Annotated in this window: 17 protein-coding genes and 1 pseudogene; 12 read left to right on the top strand and 6 right to left on the bottom strand. The window is 65.9% G+C overall.

All coding sequences use genetic code 11. The features are described from left to right. Nucleotides 1-124 precede the first annotated feature (124 nt). Both folE and H3V53_RS37470 read right to left on the bottom strand, forming a co-directional pair. Nucleotides 125-754 carry a GTP cyclohydrolase I FolE gene (gene folE, locus H3V53_RS37475; protein WP_336602139.1) on the bottom strand — a complete coding sequence of 210 codons (630 nt, stop codon included), beginning with the start codon at nucleotides 752-754 and terminating at the stop codon, nucleotides 125-127. A 128-nt stretch (nucleotides 755-882) separates the two neighbouring features. After that, on the bottom strand, nucleotides 883-1,806 hold the full coding sequence (locus H3V53_RS37470; RefSeq protein ID WP_054923548.1) for a LysR substrate-binding domain-containing protein: 924 nt from the start codon (nucleotides 1,804-1,806) through the stop codon (nucleotides 883-885). A 137-nt stretch (nucleotides 1,807-1,943) separates the two neighbouring features. Between H3V53_RS37470 and H3V53_RS37465 the strand changes: the two genes are divergently transcribed. The 10 genes and pseudogenes from H3V53_RS37465 to H3V53_RS37420 all read left to right on the top strand — a co-directional run bounded on the left by H3V53_RS37465 (nucleotide 1,944) and on the right by H3V53_RS37420 (nucleotide 13,197). Then, nucleotides 1,944-3,122 carry a 4-hydroxybenzoate 3-monooxygenase gene (locus tag H3V53_RS37465; protein ID WP_336602138.1) on the top strand — a complete coding sequence of 393 codons (1,179 nt, stop codon included), beginning with the start codon at nucleotides 1,944-1,946 and terminating at the stop codon, nucleotides 3,120-3,122. A gap of 320 nt (nucleotides 3,123-3,442) precedes the next feature. After that, nucleotides 3,443-4,144: a 3-oxoacid CoA-transferase subunit A gene (locus tag H3V53_RS37460; protein ID WP_054923566.1), complete on the top strand. Its 702-nt coding sequence runs from the start codon at nucleotides 3,443-3,445 to the stop codon at nucleotides 4,142-4,144. Nucleotides 4,145-4,156: 12 nt separating this feature from the next. After that, a complete protein-coding gene (locus H3V53_RS37455; protein WP_054923546.1) occupies nucleotides 4,157-4,816 on the top strand; it encodes a 3-oxoacid CoA-transferase subunit B in 660 nt (219 codons plus the stop codon). A gap of 162 nt (nucleotides 4,817-4,978) precedes the next feature. Continuing rightward, nucleotides 4,979-6,357, top strand: a pseudogene (locus H3V53_RS37450) (3-carboxy-cis,cis-muconate cycloisomerase). Between the two features lie 3 nt (nucleotides 6,358-6,360). Next, on the top strand, nucleotides 6,361-7,152 hold the full coding sequence (gene pcaD / locus H3V53_RS37445) for a 3-oxoadipate enol-lactonase (protein ID WP_336602137.1): 792 nt from the start codon (nucleotides 6,361-6,363) through the stop codon (nucleotides 7,150-7,152). Next, nucleotides 7,149-7,544 carry a 4-carboxymuconolactone decarboxylase gene (pcaC, locus tag H3V53_RS37440; protein WP_336602136.1) on the top strand — a complete coding sequence of 132 codons (396 nt, stop codon included), beginning with the start codon at nucleotides 7,149-7,151 and terminating at the stop codon, nucleotides 7,542-7,544. The genes pcaD and pcaC overlap by 4 nt, the downstream gene beginning before the upstream one ends. A gap of 901 nt (nucleotides 7,545-8,445) precedes the next feature. Continuing rightward, nucleotides 8,446-10,344 carry an ABC transporter permease gene (locus tag H3V53_RS37435; RefSeq protein WP_336602135.1) on the top strand — a complete coding sequence of 633 codons (1,899 nt, stop codon included), beginning with the start codon at nucleotides 8,446-8,448 and terminating at the stop codon, nucleotides 10,342-10,344. Beyond that, entirely contained in the window at nucleotides 10,341-11,147 is an 807-nt protein-coding gene (locus tag H3V53_RS37430; RefSeq protein ID WP_054919909.1) for an ATP-binding cassette domain-containing protein, read from the top strand. The genes H3V53_RS37435 and H3V53_RS37430 overlap by 4 nt, the downstream gene beginning before the upstream one ends. Then, on the top strand, nucleotides 11,144-11,857 hold the full coding sequence (locus H3V53_RS37425; protein ID WP_336602134.1) for an ABC transporter ATP-binding protein: 714 nt from the start codon (nucleotides 11,144-11,146) through the stop codon (nucleotides 11,855-11,857). The genes H3V53_RS37430 and H3V53_RS37425 overlap by 4 nt, the downstream gene beginning before the upstream one ends. A 119-nt stretch (nucleotides 11,858-11,976) precedes the next feature. Then, a complete protein-coding gene (locus H3V53_RS37420; protein ID WP_054919912.1) occupies nucleotides 11,977-13,197 on the top strand; it encodes an ABC transporter substrate-binding protein in 1,221 nt (406 codons plus the stop codon). A 70-nt stretch (nucleotides 13,198-13,267) separates the two neighbouring features. Here the strand turns inward: H3V53_RS37420 and H3V53_RS37415 are convergent, their stop codons facing one another. Continuing rightward, complete coding sequence (locus H3V53_RS37415; RefSeq protein WP_054919914.1) at nucleotides 13,268-13,519, bottom strand: hypothetical protein; 252 nt, start codon at nucleotides 13,517-13,519, stop codon at nucleotides 13,268-13,270. A 193-nt stretch (nucleotides 13,520-13,712) separates the two neighbouring features. On the opposite strand from H3V53_RS37415, the gene H3V53_RS37410 reads away from it, so the two are divergent. Then, nucleotides 13,713-14,294: a DUF6496 domain-containing protein gene (locus H3V53_RS37410; protein WP_336602133.1), complete on the top strand. Its 582-nt coding sequence runs from the start codon at nucleotides 13,713-13,715 to the stop codon at nucleotides 14,292-14,294. Nucleotides 14,295-14,379: 85 nt separating this feature from the next. Here the strand turns inward: H3V53_RS37410 and aptA are convergent, their stop codons facing one another. Continuing rightward, nucleotides 14,380-15,708, bottom strand: coding sequence for an omega-aminotransferase AptA (aptA, locus tag H3V53_RS37405; protein WP_336602132.1), 1,329 nt, complete (start codon nucleotides 15,706-15,708; stop codon nucleotides 14,380-14,382). 142 nt (nucleotides 15,709-15,850) lie between these two features. On the opposite strand from aptA, the gene H3V53_RS37400 reads away from it, so the two are divergent. Beyond that, nucleotides 15,851-17,269, top strand: a complete 1,419-nt coding sequence (locus H3V53_RS37400; RefSeq protein ID WP_336602131.1) for an aminotransferase-like domain-containing protein — start codon at nucleotides 15,851-15,853, stop codon at nucleotides 17,267-17,269. A gap of 384 nt (nucleotides 17,270-17,653) precedes the next feature. Here H3V53_RS37400 and H3V53_RS37395 read toward each other — a convergent pair whose 3' ends face one another. Beyond that, the gene (locus H3V53_RS37395; protein ID WP_336602130.1) at nucleotides 17,654-19,129 is read right to left on the bottom strand and encodes a diguanylate cyclase domain-containing protein; all 1,476 of its coding nucleotides are present in this window, start codon (nucleotides 19,127-19,129) and stop codon (nucleotides 17,654-17,656) included. Between the two features lie 254 nt (nucleotides 19,130-19,383). Further along, on the bottom strand, nucleotides 19,384-20,532 hold the full coding sequence (locus H3V53_RS37390; protein ID WP_336602129.1) for a GGDEF domain-containing protein: 1,149 nt from the start codon (nucleotides 20,530-20,532) through the stop codon (nucleotides 19,384-19,386). Nucleotides 20,533-20,713 lie beyond the last annotated feature (181 nt).

The following is a 20,713-nucleotide window of genomic DNA, read 5'->3' as shown; positions in this document are numbered from 1 at the left end:
ACCACTACAAGCGTGGTCACGCCTGCCAGTGGTTTCTATGATATCGCCGAAGCACACTCAACCTGGGCCGTTCGGTTGTTGTAGCGGGCGGACTGGTTCCCTCAGCGTCGCAGACAAAAACCCGCTAAGTATTCGCCACAGAAACCGAAGTAGGACTATTCACGATCGACAAAAACTCGCGCCGCGTCGACGCATCCGTCCGAAAAGTCCCCAGCATCCGCGAGGTCACCATTTCGACGCCCGCCTTGTGCACGCCGCGCGTCGACATGCATTGATGCGACGCCTCCAGAATCACGCCCACGCCCTTCGGCTGCAATACTTCGTTGAGCGTATCGGCGATCTGCACTGTCATCTTTTCCTGAATCTGCAGACGCTTGGCAAAGGCATCGACAAGCCGCGCCAGCTTCGAAATACCTACCACCCGATGCTCGGGCAGATAAGCGACGTGCGCGCGGCCGATGATGGGCACCATGTGATGCTCGCAATAACTCTCGAATCGAATGTCCTTCAGCACGATCATTTCGTCGTAGCCGTCGACTTCCGAAAACGTGCGAGCCAGGATGTCGCGCGGCTCCACCTGGTAGCCCGCAAAGAATTCTTCGTACGCGCGAACCACGCGCGCAGGCGTATCGATCAAACCTTCGCGTCGCGGGTCGTCGCCGGCCCAGCGCAGCAGCACTCGCACGGCATCTTCGGCTTCCTCGCGGGATGGCCGGCCGGGTGTGTCAGCGGGCGTGGTCTTCTTCGTCGTCATCCTTCGCTCCAGTTCGAGTCAGGCGCGCAGCGCATGTTGCGGCATTGTTCCATGTTTCGCGGCCCTACGCCGAGCAGGGCTTTGCGCAGGTGGACCCGTCCGCGCTGCTTCAACCGCTGCGTCGCAACCTACTTCGGCCACTCGTCCTTCGCATCGTTGAACAGCTCGGCGACGATGCCGCGCAGCCAGCTCGCGCGCGGATCGTTGTGAAACTTGCGATGCCAGTGCTGGCGCAAATCGAAGCGAGGCAGCGGCAAAGGCGGCTCGACGAGTGTGATCGACGCGTGCTCCGACACGTACGCGAAGCCGATCGCATGCGGCACCGTCGCGATCAGGTCGGTGCGCGCGAGGATGAACGGCAGGCTCATGAAGTGCGGCGTTTCGAGCACCGCGCGCCGGCGGATGCGTTTCTTTTCCAGGTACTGTTCGAGCACTTCCTGGCTGCGTCCTTCGGCGCGCACGACGGCATGCCCGAGCGCGATGAACTGATCGAGCGTCAGCGGCGCGCCCGCGAGCGGATGATCGCTGCGCATCAGGCAGATGAACCGGTGCGTAAACAGACGCTGCTGGAAAAAGTTGTTGCCCGACAGATCGGGAAAGTAGCCGACAGCCAGATCGACATCGCCCGATTCGAGCCCGCGTTCGACGTGCGCCGGCGGCAGCGACACGGAGCGCAGATTCGCATGCGGAGCACGCTCGGCGAACAGCTGCAAAAGCCGCGGCAGAAACACGATTTCGCCGACGTCGGACAGCGCGAGCGAGAACGTGTGCGTCGAGGTCGCGGGATCGAAGTCCTGCGATTCGAGCATGCCCTTCTCGATGCGCGCGAGCGCCTCGCGGGCGGCCGGGATCAGCGCGAGCGCGCGCGGCGTCGGCTCCATGCCGCGCGACGTTCGCACGAAGAGAGGATCGTTGAAGTACTCGCGCAGCCGTCCAAGCGCGGTGCTCACGCGCGGCTGGCTCACGCCTAGACGTTCGGCGGCGCGGCTGACATTGCGCATGTCTTCGAGCGCGACGAGGTAGGGAATCAGGTTGAGATCGAGTTCGGCCATGCTGGAGGCGGATTGGAAACCATGCCGCACAGTATCGGTACGGCGTATACAACCTATCCTGGAAATCGCGCTGTCGGATAGTCGGGAAAGCGCCGACAATCATTTGAATAGTCGAATAACAACTCGGGAGACATACGATGCGCACTCAGGTCGTCATTATCGGCGCGGGTCCTGCGGGATTGCTGCTGTCGCATCTGTTGAGGCTTGCGGGCGTGGCGTCCGTGGTGCTCGAAAGCCGTTCGCGCGAGCACTGCGAGCAGCGCATACGCGCGGGCGTGCTCGAACAGGGCACCGTCGATACGCTCACGCAAGCCGGACTCGGCAGCCGGATGCAGCGCGAAGGGCTCGTGCATCACGGCATCGAACTGCTGTTCGAACGGACGCGGCACCGGATCGATCTGACGGCGCTGACGGGCGGCCGCGCAATCACCGTCTACGGCCAGCACGAAGTGGTGCGCGACATGATCGCCGCGGCCATCGACCATCAGCAGCCCCTGTATTTCGACGTGTCCGCGGTCTCGCTGCACGATCTGACGACGGACAAGCCATGGGTTCAGTTCACGCATGAGGGCATCGCGCAGCGCATCGATTGCGAGTTCATCGCGGGCTGCGACGGCTTTCACGGCATCTCGCGCGATTCGATCCCCGCTGCTGCGCTGCAAACATTCGAGCGGATCTATCCGTATGCGTGGCTCGGCATCCTCGCGCACGCCGCGCCGACCTGCGACGAACTCGTCTACGCACATCACGAACGGGGCTTCGCGCTGTTCAGCATGCGTTCGCCGGAACTGACGCGCCTCTATTTGCAATGCCGTCCCGACGAAGACCTCGCGCAATGGCCCGACCAGCGCGTCTGGGCCGAGCTGCACGCGCGCTTCGACAACGCCGACGGCTGGTTGCCCGCGATCGGCGAAATCGCGCAGAAGGGCGTGACGCCGATGCGCAGCTTCGTGTGCGAGCCGATGCAGTACGGCCGGCTCTTTCTCGCCGGCGATGCCGCGCACATCGTGCCGCCGACGGGCGCCAAAGGCATGAACCTCGCCGTCGCCGACGTGCGGGTGCTCTCGAAAGCGCTCGCGGCACACTACCGCGACGGCCGCGACGATCTGCTCGCCGCGTATTCGTCGACGTGTCTTGCGCGCGTGTGGCGCGCCGAGCATTTCTCGTACTTCATGACGAACATGCTGCATCCATCGTTCGACGACACGCCGTTCGTCAACCGCCTGAAGCTGTCCGAACTGCGCTACGTCGCGCGTTCGGATGCGGCGGCGCGAATGCTGGCGGAGAATTATGTCGGCCTGCCGTTCGACGACTGAAGCGAGCATTCCCGTCAGGCGCCAGGCGCCAGGGCAAACCACGAATTCCTTGCCTTGACAAGAGACGCGGGCGCAAACCATAATGCGCCGGTACGTTCGCTAAACGAAACTGTGTTCGCATAAAGAACTTTTTGGGAAGTTAATGCGGCGCGAAAACGGAAGGCGGGCGCAAGCTCATGCAGCCAGCAGCAGGTCTGCATGCCATCCGGTCACGCAGCACCTGGCAGGACGTCAGCGGACGTGGAGACCGTCCGGCGCGCATTCCGCCCCTCGTCGGCGGGTCGCGCGGCGCGGAACCACGCGTTCCAGAGGAAATCGACATGATCAACAAGATTTACGAGTCACTTCAGTCGGCCGTCGCCGACGTGCACGACGGCGCGACCGTCATGATCGGCGGCTTCGGCACGGCGGGCATGCCGTCCGAGCTGATCGACGCGCTCATCGAACAGGGCGCGAAAGAACTCACCATCGTCAACAACAACGCCGGCAACGGCGACACGGGCCTCGCCGCGCTGCTGAAGGCGAAGCGCGTGCGCAAGATCATCTGCTCGTTCCCGCGTCAGACGGATTCGTATGTGTTCGACGCGCTCTATCGAGCGGGCGAGATCGAACTGGAACTCGTGCCGCAAGGCAATCTGGCCGAGCGGATTCGCGCGGCGGGCGCGGGCATCGGCGGCTTCTTCACGCCGACGGCCTACGGCACCAAGCTCGCCGAAGGCAAGGAAACGCGCGAGATCGACGGCAAGCATTACGTGCTCGAATCGCCGCTGCACGCAGACTTCGCGCTGATCAAGGCGTACAAGGGCGACCGCTGGGGCAACCTCGTCTATCGCAAAACGGCGCGCAACTTCGGCCCGATCATGGCGAGCGCCGCGAAGACGGCCATCGTGCAGGTGTCGGAAGTCGTGCCGCTCGGCGCGCTCGACCCCGAAGTGATCGTCACGCCGGGCATTTTCGTGCAGCGCATCGTCGAAGTGCCGCAAGCAGCGCACGAGGCGCAGCGTCCCGAGCAAGCAGCCTGAAGGAGGCCTGACATGAAACGACTGACCCGCGATGAAATGGCCAAGCGCGTCGCGCAGGATATTCCTGAAGGCGCTTACGTGAACCTTGGCATCGGCGTGCCGACGCTGGTGGCGAATCACCTCGACGCGAACAAGGAAATCTTCCTGCACAGCGAAAACGGCCTGCTCGGCATGGGCCCGGCGCCCGCCAAAGGCGAGGAAGACGACGAGCTGATCAACGCCGGCAAGCAGCACGTCACGCTGCTCACGGGCGGCGCGTTCTTCCATCACGCGGATTCGTTCGCGATGATGCGCGGCGGTCACCTCGACTACTGCGTGCTCGGCGCGTTCCAGGTCTCGACGACGGGCGACCTCGCCAACTGGCACACGGGTGCGCCCGACGCGATTCCCGCCGTGGGCGGCGCGATGGATCTGGCCATCGGCGCGAAGCAGGTGTTCGTGATGATGGAACATCTGACGAAGCAGGGCGAAAGCAAGATCGTCGCCGAGTGCTCGTATCCAGTGACGGGCGTCGGCTGCGTCGACCGCATCTACACGGACCTCGCGATGATCGACGTGACGAAGGACGGCCTCGTCGTGCGCGAAATCTTTTCCGACATCGGCTTTGCCGAACTGGAAAAGCTGACGGGCGTCGCGCTGATCGACGGCACGCAAGAGGCGCGCGCGGCATAAAGCTGCAGTCCGCGCCCGCACGTCACCTGCGCGCGGCGATACGGTGCGCGTGACCCCGAAGCGGCGTTCGGCGACAATAGCCCGAACGCCGCGCGCTTTCAGGCGCATTCCCGGCGCGCATGCCTCGCGCATGCGCATTCTTCCGACGCTCTGAACATCATCATGCTAGAAGCCAGCGCCCGCTTGACCGGCCTGATTTGCGGCACGGGGCCGATGAACGACATCTGGTCGCCGCGCGCGACGCTGCAACGGATGCTCGACGTCGAAGCGGCGCTCGCGCGCGCTTCGGCTGCCCATGGCGTGATTCCGCAGTCGGCCGTCGCCGCGATCGAGGCGACCTGCCGCGCCGACCAACTCGACGCCGACGCGCTCGCCCGCGATGCCGCGCTCGGCGGCAATCTCGCGATTCCCCTCGTCAAACAGCTGACGGCGCGCGTCAAGGACGCCGACGCGCAGGCGTCGAAGTACGTCCATTGGGGCGCGACGAGCCAGGACATCATCGATACGGCGACCGTGCTGCAATTGCGCGACACGTTCGATCTGCTCGACGGCGCGCTCGCCTCGACCTGCGACGCGGTGGCCGCGCTTGCCCGGCAGCACCGCGCGACGCCGATGATCGGCCGCACGTGGCTGCAGCAGGCGCTGCCCATCACGCTCGGCCTGAAGTTCGCGCAATGGCTCGACGCGCTGCTGCGTCATGCGCGCTCGACACGCTGCTCGCGCATGCGCTCGTGCTGCAGTTCGGCGGCGCGGCGGGCACGCTTGCCAGCTTGCGCGACAAGGGCGGCGCAGTCGCGGCGGAATTGGCGAAAGAGTTGCAACTGCAGATGCCCGCCGTGCCGTGGCACACGCAACGCGATCGCATCGCGGAAGCTGCGTCGTTCTTCGGCATGCTGATCGGCACGCTCGGCAAGATCGCGCGCGATATCTCGCTGCAGATGCAGACGGAACTGGGCGAACTCGGCGAGCCGGTCGCGGCGGGCAAAGGCGGATCATCGACGATGCCGCACAAACGCAACCCTGTCGGCTGCGCGGCCGTGCTGACAGCGGCGACGCGCGCGCCCGGTCTCATCGCGACGGTGTTCGCCGGCATGGTGCAGGAGCACGAGCGCGCGCTCGGCGGCTGGCAGGCCGAATGGGACGCGCTGCCCGATCTCGCGCGTCTCGCGGGCGGCGCGCTCGCGAATATCGAACAGATCGCGAAGGGGCTCGAAGTGAACGTCGCGCGGCTGGCCGCGAATCTCGACGTGACGCACGGCCTGATTCTCGGCGAAGCGGTGATGCTCGCGCTCGGGGACAAGATCGGGCGGATGGATGCGCACCATCTCGTCGAGCAGGCGTCGAAGGAGGCTGTCAAGAGCGGCAAGACGCTGTTCGACGTGCTCGCCGCCGATGCTTCCGTTACGCAGCATTTGCCCGTCGAGCAGTTGAAGCGCCTGCTCGATCCCGCCAACTACGTCGGCAGCGCGCACGCTTTTCTGGACGCCGTGCTGGCTCTTCACACCGCGCGCGCAGAACGCGCGATTCAACATCAGGAGTAGAGAATGCCTTACGCCGCAGTCAATGGCATCGAACTGCATTACCGGATCGACGGCGACCGTCACGGCAACGCGCCGTGGCTCGTGCTGTCGAACTCGCTCGGCACCGATCTGTCGATGTGGGCGCCGCAGGTCGCCGAATTCGCGAAGCACTTTCGCGTCCTGCGCTACGACACGCGCGGCCACGGTCACTCCGAAGCGCCGAAGGGGCCGTATGCGATCGAGCATCTGACGGGCGACGTGATCGGCCTGCTCGACACGCTGAAGATTTCGCGCGCGAACTTCTGCGGCATTTCGATGGGCGGGCTGACGGGCATTGGTCTGGCGGCGCGTTACGCGGACCGCATCGACCGTGTCGTGCTGTGCAACACGGCGGCACGCATCGGCTCGCCGGAAGTGTGGGTGCCGCGTGCCGCGCGGGCGCGCACGGAGGGCATGGTTGCGCTGTCGCAGGCCGTGCTGCCGCGCTGGTTCACGGCCGAGTTCATCGCGCGCGAGCCGCTCGTGTTCAACTTCGTCCGCGATGTGTTCTCGCATACGGACAAGGAAGGCTACGCGCTGAATTGCGAAGCGATCAACGCGACCGACCTGCGGCCTGAAGCGCCCGGCATCAAGGCGCCCGCGCTGGTGATTTCGGGCACGCACGATCTGGCCGCGACGCCTGCGCAAGGCCGCGAACTGGCCGCGGCGATTCCGGGCGCGCGCTATGTGGAGCTGGAAGCGTCGCACATCTCGAACATCGAAGTGGCCGACACGTTCACGAAGACCGTGCTCGATTTTTTGAAGGGTCAGCGATGAACGACGAACAACGTTACGAAGCGGGCATGGGCGTGCGCCGCGCGGTGCTGGGCGACGCGCACGTGGACCGGTCGCTGGCGAACCGCACGGAAGTCACCGAGGAGTTCCAGAACTTCATCACGCGGTATGCGTGGGGCGAAATCTGGACGCGTGATGGGTTGCCGCGCCACACGCGCAGCCTGCTGACGATCGCGATGATGGTCGCTTTGAATCGCAGCGAGGAGCTCGCTTTGCATCTGCGCGCCGCGCGGAATAATGGTGTGACGCGGGAGCAGGTGAAAGAGGTGCTGCTGCAGACCGCTATCTATTGCGGCGTGCCTGCTGCTAATTCCGCTTTTCATCTGGCTGATAAGGTCTTTAAGGAGCAGGATGAGGAGCGGGGGAAAGCTTGAGGCGCTTTTCAATGCCTGTTTGACGGGTGTGTGCAGGCCTTTGCGTGGGCATCCGCGTTGCGCCTTCGCGGCGCGGGCCTTGCCCCTGTGCGGGGCGGCACCTACTTTCTTTGCCGCCGCAAAGAAAGTAGGCAAAGAAAGCGGGCTCACACCGCCAATCCTTGTCACTTACCCACGGGCTCTCAGCGTCCCCGCACTTCACACAGCACCGCGCTGTTTTGAGCCCGCCGCCAGCGTGCTTGCGACTGGCCTCACCCGCTCCATCGTCCGAGCAAACGCGAGCCCCATCTGACCTTTATCGCCCTATGCGGCAAACTCTGTGTAGGTCGTCTCGCCGTTGATGGCAGCGCCCGAATTGTGTGGATATCTCGAAGCGATGGTGTCGTGTGCAGTGCAACGGCCTACACAGAGTTTGCCGCAAAGGGACGCGCCGCGGACGTGTGTTGTGGCGCGAGTGTGCGAAGTGGGTGAGGCGCGGAGAAGTGCGCGGGCAACTGAGGCTTGCCAGCGCGACGACGAAAGAAGGACGGGGACGTTGAGAGCCCGTGGGTAAGTGTCAAGGTTTGGCGGTGTGAGCGGCTTTCTTTTGCCTGCTTTTCTTTGCCGCTGCAAAGAAAAGTAGGTGCCGCCCCGCACAGGGGCAACGCCCGCGCCGCGTAGGCGCAACGCGGATGCCCACGCAAAGGGCAAGCGAAGACCGGCAACGCCTGCGCCGCGTAGGCGCTTTCGCGGATGCCAGCGCAAAAGGCAAGACCACTACGCCAGCGTGAGCAGCACAACACCGCCTAGCGGATGCCGGCAAAAAAGCCAAACCAAACCAGCGTCGCAGACAAAAAGAACAGAACCGAACCCAACCCGATATGATTCAGCCCATCGCGACAACCCACGCCGCCAGGCAAAAATGCTCCCCAACCTGCTGGTCCAACTCGTCAACGGACTCGCCGACGCCTCCGCGCTATTTCTCGTCGCGGCTGGCCTGTCGCTGATTTTCGGCGTCACGCGCATCGTCAATTTCGCCCACGGCTCGTTCTATATGCTGGGCCTCTACGTCGCCTACAGCATCGCGAGCCGCTTCGGCGCCAGCGTCGCGGGCTTCTGGCTGTCGATGCTCGCCTCCGCGCTCGTGATCGGCGTGCTTGGCGCGCTCGTCGAGTTCGTCGTGCTCCGGCGCATCTACAAGGCGCCCGAGCTGTTCCATCTGCTCGCGACTTTCGCGCTCGTACTGATCTTTCGCGATGCCGCGCTCGCCATCTGGGGCCCGCAGGATCTGTTCGGCCCTCGCGCGCCGCATCTTGCGGGCGCCGTCGAACTGCTCGGCCATCGCCTTCCGAGCTGGGATCTCGCGCTGATCGTCATTGGCCCGCTCGTTCTGCTGCTGCTGTGGTACGCGTTGACGCGCACGCGCTGGGGCACGCTCGTGCGCGCCGCGACGCAAGACCGCCAGATGCTCGGCGCGCTCGGCATCAACCAGGCGTGGCTATTCACAGGCGTGTTCTTCGTCGGCGCGTTTCTCGCGGGACTCGGCGGCGCGCTGCAGGGGCCGCGCATGTCGGCGAACCTGTCGCTCGACCTCGAAACCATCGGCAACGCGTTCGTCGTCGTCGTGGTCGGGGGCATGGGCTCGATTCCCGGTGCGTTCGTCGCGGCGCTGCTGATCGCGGAGATCAAGGCGCTGTGCATCGGCATCGGCCATGTGTCGCTGTTCGGCATCGACGTGTCGCTGAGCCGCTTCACGCTCGTCGCCGAATTCGTCGTGATGGCCGTCGTGCTCGTCGTGCGGCCCTATGGATTGCTGGGCCGCGCGGGCGAAGCCATCCGCGCGCCGGCGCCCGCCGATGCGCCGCTCAAACCCGCCGGCAAACGCCTGAAGTGGCTGGCGGCATGCATCCTCGCCGCGCTGGTGCTCGCGCCGCTCGCGGCGGGCGCGTTTGCGTACATGCCCGTGCTGCTCGTCGAAATCCTGATTGCCGTGCTGTTTGCCGCGAGCCTGCACTTCATCATGGGACCGGGCGGCATGCATTCGTTCGGTCACGCCGCGTACTTCGGCCTGGGCGCGTACGGCGCGGCGCTGTTCCTCAAGGTGCTCGATCTGCCGATGGAAGCGGCGCTCGTGCTCGGTCCACTGCTGGCCGTGCTCGGCGCGCTCGTGTTCGGTTGGTTCTGCGTGCGCCTCTCGGGCGTGTACCTGGCGATGCTCACGCTAGCGTTCGCGCAGATCGTCTGGTCGGTCGTCTATCAATGGGATGACGTGACGGGCGGCAGCAACGGCATTCTCGGCCTGTGGCCGTCGAACTGGCTGTCGTCGCCTGTCGCGTACTACTACCTGACGCTGGCGTTCGCCGTGCTGGGCGTGTGGCTGCTGCGCCGCATGCTGTTCTCGCCGCTCGGTTACGCGATGCGCGCCGCGCGCGATTCCGCGTTGCGCGCGGAAGCCATCGGCATCGATACGAAGCGCGTGCAATGGGCCGCGTTCGTGATCGCGTCGCTGTTCTGCGGGCTCGCGGGTTCGCTGTACGCGTTCTCGAAGGGCACGATCTCGCCGGAAGTGATCAGCGTGAGCCGCTCCGTCGACGGGCTCGTGATGGTCCTGCTCGGCGGCATCCAGACGCTCGCGGGGCCGATCGCAGGCGCGGCGATCTTCACCTGGCTGCAGGACGCCGTCGCGCGCCAGACGGACTACTGGCAAGCGCTGCTCGGCGCCGCGATCCTCGTGCTGGTGATCGCGTTTCCGCAAGGCGTCGTCGGCTTCGTGCGCGAGCGCTTCGAACGCAATGAACCCGAAGCAGGAGCGCAACGATGAGCCTGCTGCGCGTCTCGCATCTGTCGATGTCGTTCGGCGGCGTGAAAGCCGTCGATGACGTTTCGTTCGACATCGAGCCCGGCAAACTGCTCGCGCTGATCGGCCCGAACGGCGCAGGCAAGTCGACTTGTTTCAACATCGTCAATGGACAACTGCGTCCGTCGCGCGGCTCCGTGATGCTCGACGGCGAAGAACTCGTCGGCATGCGGCCGCGCGATATCTGGCGGCGCGGCGTCGGCCGCACGTTCCAGGTCGCCGCCACGTTCAACTCGATGACGGTGCTCGAAAACGTGCAGATGGCGCTGCTGTCGCGCGAAAAGCGGCTGTACGGTTTGTGGAAGCCGGCCGCCTCGCAATTCGAAGAGCAAGCGCTCGCGCTGCTCGATCAGGTCGGCATGGCCGCGCATGCGCAGCGCGCGTGCAGCGTACTCGCGTATGGCGACGTCAAGCGCGTCGAAATGGCCATCGCGCTCGCCAATCGACCGAAGCTGTTGCTGATGGACGAACCGACAGCAGGTATGGCGCCGCAGGAGCGCAACGAACTGATGGCACTGACGAAGCGGCTCGCCGTCGAGCGCAACATCGGCGTGCTGTTCACGGAGCACAGCATGGACGTGGTGTTCGCGAGCGCGGACGACATCATCGTGCTCGCGCGCGGCAAGCTGATCGCGCAAGGCAACGCCCACATGATCCGCAACGACGCGAACGTGCAGGCCGTCTACTTCGGCACGGGCAAGACGTTCCAGCCGCGCGCGCCGTTGTCGGCGGGCGGCGGCGAAGCGCCAATGGAGCCACGCGCATGAACGCACCGCTGCTGAAGGTGGCAAACCTGAACGCGTATTACGGACGCGCGCACATCCTGTTCGACGTGAGTCTCGAAGTGGGGCGCGGCGAAGTCGTCGCGCTGATGGGCCGCAACGGCGCGGGCAAATCGACGACGATGAAGTCGATCATGGGCCTGACCGCTCGCCGCGAAGGCACGGTCCATTTCGACGGCGCGGATATCGCGGCGCTGCCGCCGCATCGCATCGCGCGAATGGGGCTCGGCTATGTGCCGGAAGACCGCCGCGTGTTTTCCGGGCTGACGGTGATGGAGAACCTCGACACGGGCCGTCAGCCGCCGCGCGAAGGCGCGCCGTCGTGGACGCCCGAGAAGCTCTTCAAGCTGTTTCCGAATCTCGGCGAGATGCCGCGGCGTCTTGGCGGCCAGATGAGCGGCGGCGAGCAGCAGATGCTGACCGTGTCGCGCACGCTGATGGGCAATCCGCGTCTGGTGCTGCTCGACGAGCCCTCGGAAGGCGTCGCGCCCGTGATCGTCGAACAGATGGCGAACATGATTCTCGAACTGAAGCGCGAAGGGCTGTCGATCCTGCTGTCCGAGCAGAACCTGCATTTCGCGGAACTCGTCAGCGATCGCGCGTACGTGCTTGAGAAAGGGCAGATCCGCTTCAGCGGCACGATGCGCGAGCTCGCGCACGACGATGGCGTCCGGCGCGCGCATCTGGGCGTTTAGGTAACGGGACGCGCGATGCGCGGCGCGCTTTCGGGCGAATTCGCGAAACTTCGGTACGATGCACGGTTCGTGCGGCCCATGCTGCCGCACCACCTCATCGACAATAAACGGAGTCACGCATGACCTCGCGCGCAGTCTGGATTTCCCGCATGACGGCAACGCTGGCCGTTTCGCTGACCTTGTCGCTGACGGCGCCTGGCGCGTCGGCGCAACAGACCATCAAGATCGGCGAAATCAACAGCTACAAGGCGCAGCCCGCTTTCCTCATGCCGTACAGGAACGGCTGGAATCTCGCGCTGGATCAGGTGAACGCGGCGGGCGGCGTGCTCGGCAAGAAGCTCGAAGTCGTCTCGCGCGACGACAACGCGAATCCGGGCGACACGATCCGCGTCGCCCAGGAGCTGATCGCGCGCGAGCAGGTGCAGCTGCTGTTCGGCGGCTATCTGTCGAACACGGGCCTCGCGCTGACCGACTTCGCGAAGCAGAAGCGCATGTTCTTCCTCGCCGCCGAGCCGCTCACGGACAAAATTGTCTGGGCCGACGGCAACAAGTACACGTACCGTCTGCGACCGTCCACGTATATGCAGGTCGCGATGCTCGTGCCCGAAGCGGCGAAGCTGCACAAGAAGCGCTGGGCGCTGGTCTATCCGAACTACGAGTACGGCCAGTCGGCGGTGGCGACCTTCAAGAAACTGCTGAAGGCCGCGCAGCCCGACGTCGAGTTCGTCACCGAGCAGGCCACGCCGCTCGGCAATCTCGACGCCGGTGCGACCGTGCAGGCGCTGGCCGATGCGAAACCCGACGCGATCTTCAACGTGCTGTTCAGCGCCGACCTCGGCAAATTCGTGCGCGAAGGCAATACGCGCGGGCTCTTCAAGGACCGCAGCGTCGTGTCGCTGCTGACGGGCGAGCCGGATTATCTCGACACGCTCGGCGCGGAAGCACCCGTCGGCTGGATCGTGACGGGCTACCCGTGGTATTCCGTCGATACGCCCGCGAACAAGAAGTTCGTCGCCGATTACGAGGCGAAGTATCACGACTATCCGCGTCTGGGCTCCGTGGTCGGCTACGCGGCACTGATGTCGATTGCGGACGGCATCAAAAAGGCAGGTTCCACCGATCCCGACAAGCTCGCGGCCGCGTTCAAGGGCCTCAATGTCGAGACGCCGTTCGGGCCGATCACATATCGCCCGCAAGACAATCAGTCGACGATGGGCGCGTTCGTCGGCGTAACCGCGCTGAAGGACGGCAAGGGCGTGATGACGTCGTATCGTTATATTGACGGCGCGAGCGTGCAGCCGTCCGACGCCGAAGTGAAGAAACTGCGTCCCGCCGACTGAGCGCGGGCGCCCGTTCCGAAAGCCAGCCTTGCATCGTGCGAGGCTGGCTTTTTTTCATCCATGCGCCGCGTTATTCCTCGGCGTCGTGCTCGGCCACGAAGTGCCGCAGATACGCGAGCACGGCCGCCTCCGCCGCGCGATGGTCGGCGCAGCTCTTCGAGCCGGCGTTCTCTTCGTCGCCGAACAGCGTCGATGGCGCGTCGTGCACGTCCACCTCCTGTCCTTCGCGGAAGATGCGGATCTCGTGCATGGCCTCCGCGTACTCGGCGACCCAGTGGATGCCCTCGATATGTGCGCCGGCCCTGACTGTCGGTGTATTCATGAGGCGTCTCCTGACGGGCGGCTTCATCGCCTGCCTTTTCGTAAACCATAGACGCTATCGGTGCATCGCGCAGCCTCCGTTGCACATCGGCGGGAGGGAAAGCGCGGTGTTCGCGTGGAAAATGCGCGTCGTCGATGACGCGGCACATGCGTTGCTGTGCTACTGATGCCACCAGTCAAACGGGAGCCAAGTCATGCCTGAAAAAGCAACTCTGAAGCGTGCCGCCGCCGACAAGCGCGCGGGCAAGTCGCCGAGCACCCAGGCCGGCGAATTCGTGAAGGAAGAAATCGATCATGTGCGCGAAGGCAAGCACGGCGTCAGATCGGCGAAGCAGGCGATCGCGATCGGCCTGTCGAAGGCGCGCCGCGCCGGCGTGGCGCTGAAGCAGCCGAAGGCGGGCACGACCAGCGAAGCGACGCGCAAGAAGGCCGCCGCCGATTCGGCCGCGGGCAAGCAGAAGACGCCTGCCGCGAAGCATGCGGCCGCCAGCAAGGCGACGGCAAAGACCTCTGCCAAAAAGACGCCCGCGCGCAAGCCGAGCAGCGAATCGACGGCGAAGCGCTCGCGCGTCAGCGAGGCCGTGCTGAAACGCGAAAGCGGACGCGGTGCATCGAAGGAGGCCTTGTCGAAGCAGACGAAGACGGCCGCAGCGCGCCGTCCGGCGGCGAGCCGTTCGGCTGCGGCGAAGAAGGCTGCCGCGACCAAGGGCGCAGCGGGACGTTCGGCTGCCGCGAAGAAGGCGGCGCATACGCGCGCGTCGCGGGCGCATCACTAGCCGCTTCTGACGTGCAATAAAAGCGCCGCCGCGCTCGCCGTGACAGGCACGCGCGGCGGCGTGGCCGCATGGCGAAAGCGAGAGCTTATTGAATCGACGCCAGGGCGTTGCGCACGGTATCGAAGACTTGTCCGATCTGCGCTTCGTCGATGATCAGCGGCGGCGAGAACGCCAGAATGTCGCCCGTGAAGCGGATCAGCACGCCCGCTTCGAAGCACTTGACGAACGCCTCATACGCGCGCGCGCCGGGCGCGCCGTCGCGCGGCTCCAGTTCGATGCCCGCGACCATGCCGAGGTTGCGCACGTCCTTCACGTGCTTCGCGTCGCGCAGCGCGTGCGCGGCGGCTTCGAACTTCGGCGCAAGCGCTGCCGCGCGCTCGAACAGCCCTTCGCGGCGATACAGGTCGAGCGTCGCGACGCATGCGGCGGCGGCCAACGGATGCGCCGAGTACGTGTAGCCGTGGAACAGCTCGATCGCGCCTTGCGCGCCCGCATTGACGATCGTGTCGTGCACCGCGCGGCTCGCGGCGACGGCGCCCATCGGCACTGACGCGTTGTTGATCGCCTTGGCCATCGTCAGCAGATCGGGTTTCACGCCGAAGAACTCGCTCGCCGTCGCTGCGCCCAGACGGCCGAAGCCCGTGATCACCTCGTCGAAAATCAGCAGGATGCCGTGCTTCGTGCAGATGTCGCGCAGCTTCTGCAGATAGCCTTGTGGCGGAATCAGCACGCCCGTCGAGCCCGCCACGGGTTCGACGATCACGGCGGCGATCGTCGATGCGTCGTGCAGCGTGACGATGCGCTCCAGTTCGTCGGCGAGATGCGCGCCCCATGCCGGCTGGCCCTTCGAGAACGCGTTGTGTTCGAGGTTGTGCGTGTGCGGCAGATGATCGATGGCGGGCAGCAGCGCCCCCGAGAACGTCTTGCGGTTCGGCGCGATGCCGCCAACCGAAATGCCGCCGAAGCCCACGCCGTGATAACCGCGCTCGCGCCCGATCAGACGCGTGCGCTGGCCTTCGCCGCGCGCGCGATGGTAGGCGAGCGCGATCTTCAGCGCCGTATCGACGGATTCCGAGCCCGAGTTCGTGAAGAACACGCGGTCGAGCCCTTCGGGCATCAGTTCCGCGACTTTCGACGCCGCCTCGAACGCGAGCGGGTGGCCCATCTGGAAAGTGGGCGCGAAGTCGAGCGTGGCCGCCTGCTTCTGCACGGCGGCAACGATCTCGTCGCGGCCGTGGCCCGCGTTCACGCACCACAGCCCGGCGCACGCGTCGAGCACGTCGCGGCCATCGGTCGAGCGGTAGTACATGCCTTTCGCCGATTCCAGCAGGCGCGGCGCGGCCTTGAACTGGCGGTTGGCGGTGAACGGCATCCAGAAGTTCGACAGATCGTCGATCACGGGGCGCGAAGTCATCAGGTTCTCCTCGAATGGGTAGCGAAACTGTAGCGTCCGAGGTTAAATGGCGGACATAAACAGTTGGCTCACTGCGCTGCTAACTGTGCTGGCCGAATCGTTGTAACTGTGCTGGTGTCCGGCACGTTTCCGACTACCGAACATGATCGAACTCGAACTGGACCGCGACCGCCGTGCCGCGCCGACGCTCGTCGAGCAGGTGGTGCAAGGCTTCGCGCGCGCCATCGACACGCAGGGGTTGCGCGCTGGCGCGCTGTTGCCATCCGTGCGGCAGCTTGCACAGTCGCATGCGCTCAGCACGTTCACGGTGACGGAGGCGTACAACCGGCTGGTGTCGATGGGGCTGGTGGTCGCGCGGCGCGGCTCCGGCTATCGCGTCGCGCCGCGCGCGCAGGCTGCGCACGCGAACACCGTCGACTGGCAGCCGCCCAGCCTGACGGCGACGTGGCTGCTGTCCGACGTATTCGCCGATCATTCCGTGCCCATCAAGGCGGGCTGCGGCTGGCTGCCGAACGAGTGGATCAACGAGACGGGCATGCAGCACGCGTTTCGCGCGATGAGCCGCGTGCCTGCCGCGCGCCTCGGCGATTACGGCCATCCATACGGCTTCGCGCCGCTGCGCGCGAAGATCGCCGAACAGCTGGACCGGCGCGGCTTGCCCGTCGAGGTGTCGAATGTGCTGCTGACGCAGGGCGCGACGCAGGCGCTCGATCTGATCGTGCGCACGCTGCTGCGCGCGGGCGACACTGTGCTGGTCGAAGATCCCGGCTACTGCAATCTGCTGCAGATTCTCAAGCTAGCGGGACTGAAAGTGATCGGCGTGCCGCGCACACCGGCGGGCGTCGATACGGACGTGCTGGAAAAGCTCGCCGACGAGCACCGGCCGAAGGCGATGTTCGTCAACACGACCTTGCAGAACCCGACCGGCGCGACCTACGGCATGGCGTCGGCGTTCCGGCTGCTGCAGATCGCCGAGCGCAACCGCATGTGGGTGATCGAGGACGACGTGAGCCGTGAACTCGGCCCGCCCGGCGCGCCCGTTTTCGCGGCGATGGAAGGCCTGCGGCGCGTGCTGTACATCAGCGGCTTTTCGAAGACGGTGACGCCGGCGCTGCGCTGCGGCTACGTCGTGGCCGAGCGCGACGTGCTGCGGGAACTGGCGCGCACGAAGATGGCGGTGGGGCTGACATCGTCGGAGGCGATCGAGCGGATCGTCGACAAGGTGCTGCACGAAGGTCGCTACGCACGCCATGTCGAGCAGGTCAACGACAGGCTGCGCGCCGCGCATGCCGTCGTCGAGGAACGGCTGGACGCGCTCGGCCTCGAGACGTTTCACCGGCCGCGCGCGGGTCTGTTCCTGTGCGCGCGGTTGCCCGTCGAGGCCGAGCGCGCGGGCGAAATCGCGACGGCGGCGCTGTCCGACGGCATCTGGCTCGCGCCGGGCTCCTATTTCCGTCCCGACGACGCGCCGAGCGCGTGGTTCCGCTTCAACGTCCCGCATTCGACGGACGACGCGCTGTGGCGCTTCATCGAGCGGGTCGGGCGGGGAGCCGGCGCCTAACCACGGCCTTGCAGCCGGTTGCGCGAAGTCTCTCGCCTGTCACGGCTTCGCGAGTGCGTCGATCAGTCCGGATATGTTTTCCGCGCCGACGTTGTCTTCGAGCAGCCCGATAAACACGCGGCTATACAGCTGATCCCGCTGGACTTCGGGCAGATCGGCGCGCGCATTGGCTATGGCTTCCGCCGCGCGGTGCGCCGAACTGACGATGCGTTGTGCAAGTTTTTTTTTCCATACCCTGCGCTATCGACTGCAAGCCCGAAAGCTTGAGCCCGTTTCCCTGTTGAGTGCATTCGTCTCATCGCGATTCATTGCGATTCATTGCGATCCATTGCGCCGAATGCGTTGTGTGGATGCCGCCTGTTCCTGTGTCGCCGTGCCTGCCCGTCAGGTGACGAGCGCCTTCTGTGCCGCTCGCGCGTGGGTGGCGCGGCTGCGCTCCTTCGCGTCGTACATCACCCGGTCCGCCGTTTTCACCAGATCGGCCGCGCGCTCGCCGGGTTGCAGCGCCGCGATGCCGAGGCTCGCGCAGACGCGATACGCATTGCCGTGCACCGTGACGGGCGTATCGAGCGCCGCCATGATGTCCGCGGCGATGCCGGGCGCCGCTGCCGCGCCGCTGTCGAGCACGACGAGAAACTCGTCGCCGCCCAGCCGTCCTACCTGCGCGCGGCCGTCCGTCACGTCGAGCAGCCGCCGTGCGATCGCCGCGAGGATCGCGTCGCCCAGGTGGTGGCCGAACGTATCGTTGAGTTCCTTGAAACGGTCCAGATCGACGAATATCACGCCCACGCGCCCCACGGCATCCGGCGCGGCGACGGCTTCCTCGAGCAGATCCATGATGCGCCCGCGATTGCACAGGCCCGTCAGGCGGTCCGTGTGCGCGAGCTGTCGCAACTGCTCGCGACCGTTGAGCAGCTTCAGGAGCAGCGCGGCGATCCAGGTCGACAGGCCGACGAGAATCACCGAAATCACGGCCGCCATCGTCATGTAGACGCGGCGCATCTTGTAGTAGTCGTCGAGCGCCTCGTCGACCGACAGCCCCGCCATCACCGTGAGCCCGTAGCGCTTCGATTCGCGGCTCGCCACGACGCGCTCCACGCGATCGAACGGATCGGCGAATACCGCGTCCTTCTGGTTCGGATCGATGTAGCGGGTGGGCAGCGCATCGCCCGTGCGGCTCGGCTGGTCGCCCGCGCGGCGCGACAGCACGAAGCCGCGTGACGACAGCACCGCGATCATGCCGTGCTCGCCGAGCGCGGCGCTGGTGTAGAAGCCATCGGTCAGCCACGCAGGATTCTCCGACACGATCACCACGCCGCCGAAGCTGCCATCCGGACGGTTGATGCGCCGCGTCGCCTGAATCGACCATTGGCGCGAAATCCGCCCGATCACCGGCTGGCTGAGGAACAGCCCGGCATCGGAGCGCTCGCGGTGCACCCGGAAGTGCTCGCGGTCGCTGAGATCGACGGCGCCCGTGAACGGAATCGTCGACGCGATCACGTGGCCGTCCGCGCCCGCAAGCGTCACTTGCAGCGCGGTATCGGCGGTGATGAGGCCGTGCGCCTGATACTTGCGCAGATCGAATGTGTCAGGCGAGCTCTCGAAACCGTACTTCACGAGCAGCGCAATCATGTCGACGTCGTGAATCGTTTTCTGCATGTGGGTGTCGAGCGCGCCCGCCACGGTGCGCGCCGCCACCTGCGTGTCGTGCATGACGGCCGCTTTTTCGATGCGCAGCCGCAACAGGATCGTGACCCACAGCACGGCGAGAATCAGCACAGTCAGCGCGGGCAGCAGCACGAACGCGCGATGCGGCGCGCGCGGCCACATGCGCGTCGGAAGGATGCGAAGTCTGCCCATATGCGACCTCGTGGCGAGCGCGGTGTTCTTCACTGGCTGATGACTGATGGCTGACGCGTGAGACGTCGACTCGACCGTTCATGAAAGGCGAAAGCGCTGCTGCCGCCGCCGTCACCCTGCTGCTTCGTTATATCGGCAGCGCCGGACGGAAATTGATTGCGATTTGCAGATTCGCTCGAAAGAGGACGGACGTGCTCGCGCAGCCTCGTTTCAGGCGGCGTTCAGTGCGATGACGCGCGCTACCACAGGTGGATTCATGCGGGCGGCGCAGGGCGGGAAACGAATGCATAGCCGTTCTTGCCGTGGCGCTTGACGTCGTACATCGCGTCGTCGGCGGCGGCGACCAGCAGCCGGTGATCGGCGACGCGGTCGGGAAACGTCGCGATGCCGACACTCGCGCGCACGAGACCGAGGCCCATCTGCGCATCGGCGTCGCCGACGCAGTTCATCAGCCGCGTGGCGATTGCCGCCAGCTCGGTATCGCTGCCGAAGCCGAGCACGAGCGCCGCGAACTCGTCGCCGCCCATGCGCGCGACGAGATCGCCGGGACGCAGCGATTGCCGGAAGCGCTGCGCGACCGCGACCAGAAAGGCGTCGCCGACGCTGTGCCCGTGCGTGTCGTTGACCTGCTTGAAGCCGTCGAGATCGACATACAGCAGCCCGCACTTGCCGGGCGCGCCGCTCACGGCGATCTGGTCGAGCCGCGCGAGCAGTTGCTGGCGGTTGGGCAGGCCCGTCATCGCGTCGTGCTGCGCCGCGTGTCGGAACTCATACGTGAGCCCGGCGAGCCGCCGGTGGCGCCGCGCGAACACGACGAGCGCCGCCAGCAGCGCGCCCGCCACCACGACCGTCAGCACCGCGAGCACGCTCGCGACGCGCAGCGTGCGCCGGCGGACGTCGGCGCTGATCGCGTCGGTGCGCGCGTGCCAATACTCGGCGGTGACGGCGAGGGCATGCTGCAGATCGTCGAAGCTCGCCGCCGTCGCGTCGTTTTGCGGCAGTCGCGGCGCGGGAATCGGACTCGAACCGATCAGCGCATCGAGTTCGGCGACGCGCGCCTTCAACTGATCGAGCGCCTGCTGGTAGTTCGCGTTGGCGTTGGCGTTGATGTTGGGATCGGCGGAAGAAGCGGCGGATGAAGCCGCGCGGCCCGGCGGCCGGGCCGCGCGCGCGGCACGTCTGGCGAAGCTGGCGGCGAGGCGCGCATTGTCGGCGCGCGCGACGGCTTCGAGCACGAGCGACGCGTAGCGCTGCTGGAAATGATCGGCGTATAGCGCCTTGACCTGGACGGCGACATATAAAAGCCCCGTCACGAGACACGCCAGCGCGACGGCGCCGACCGCGCTCGGCTGCGGACGCCATCGCGCGCTGGGCGGGCGGTGCGGCGTGACGGTTCGCTTCACGCCGCCGCGTCAGGGATGCGAATACGGATCGGGGTTGTTGCCCGGGTCGCGGCTGCGGCGATGGTATGTGACCTTGCGGAACATCGCGGTCAGCCGCGACACGAAGGTTTCTTTCGGTTTCGCGTGCTGTGGGTGGCGCGCGGCGGCGCCGCCCGGCTGCTTGCCGCGGTCGGCGCGCGCG

The sequence above is a fragment of the Paraburkholderia bengalensis genome, from assembly GCF_037126505.1.
In the GTDB taxonomy this organism is placed as follows: domain Bacteria; phylum Pseudomonadota; class Gammaproteobacteria; order Burkholderiales; family Burkholderiaceae; genus Paraburkholderia; species Paraburkholderia bengalensis.
This window is presented reverse-complemented; position numbering and strand designations above follow the sequence as displayed.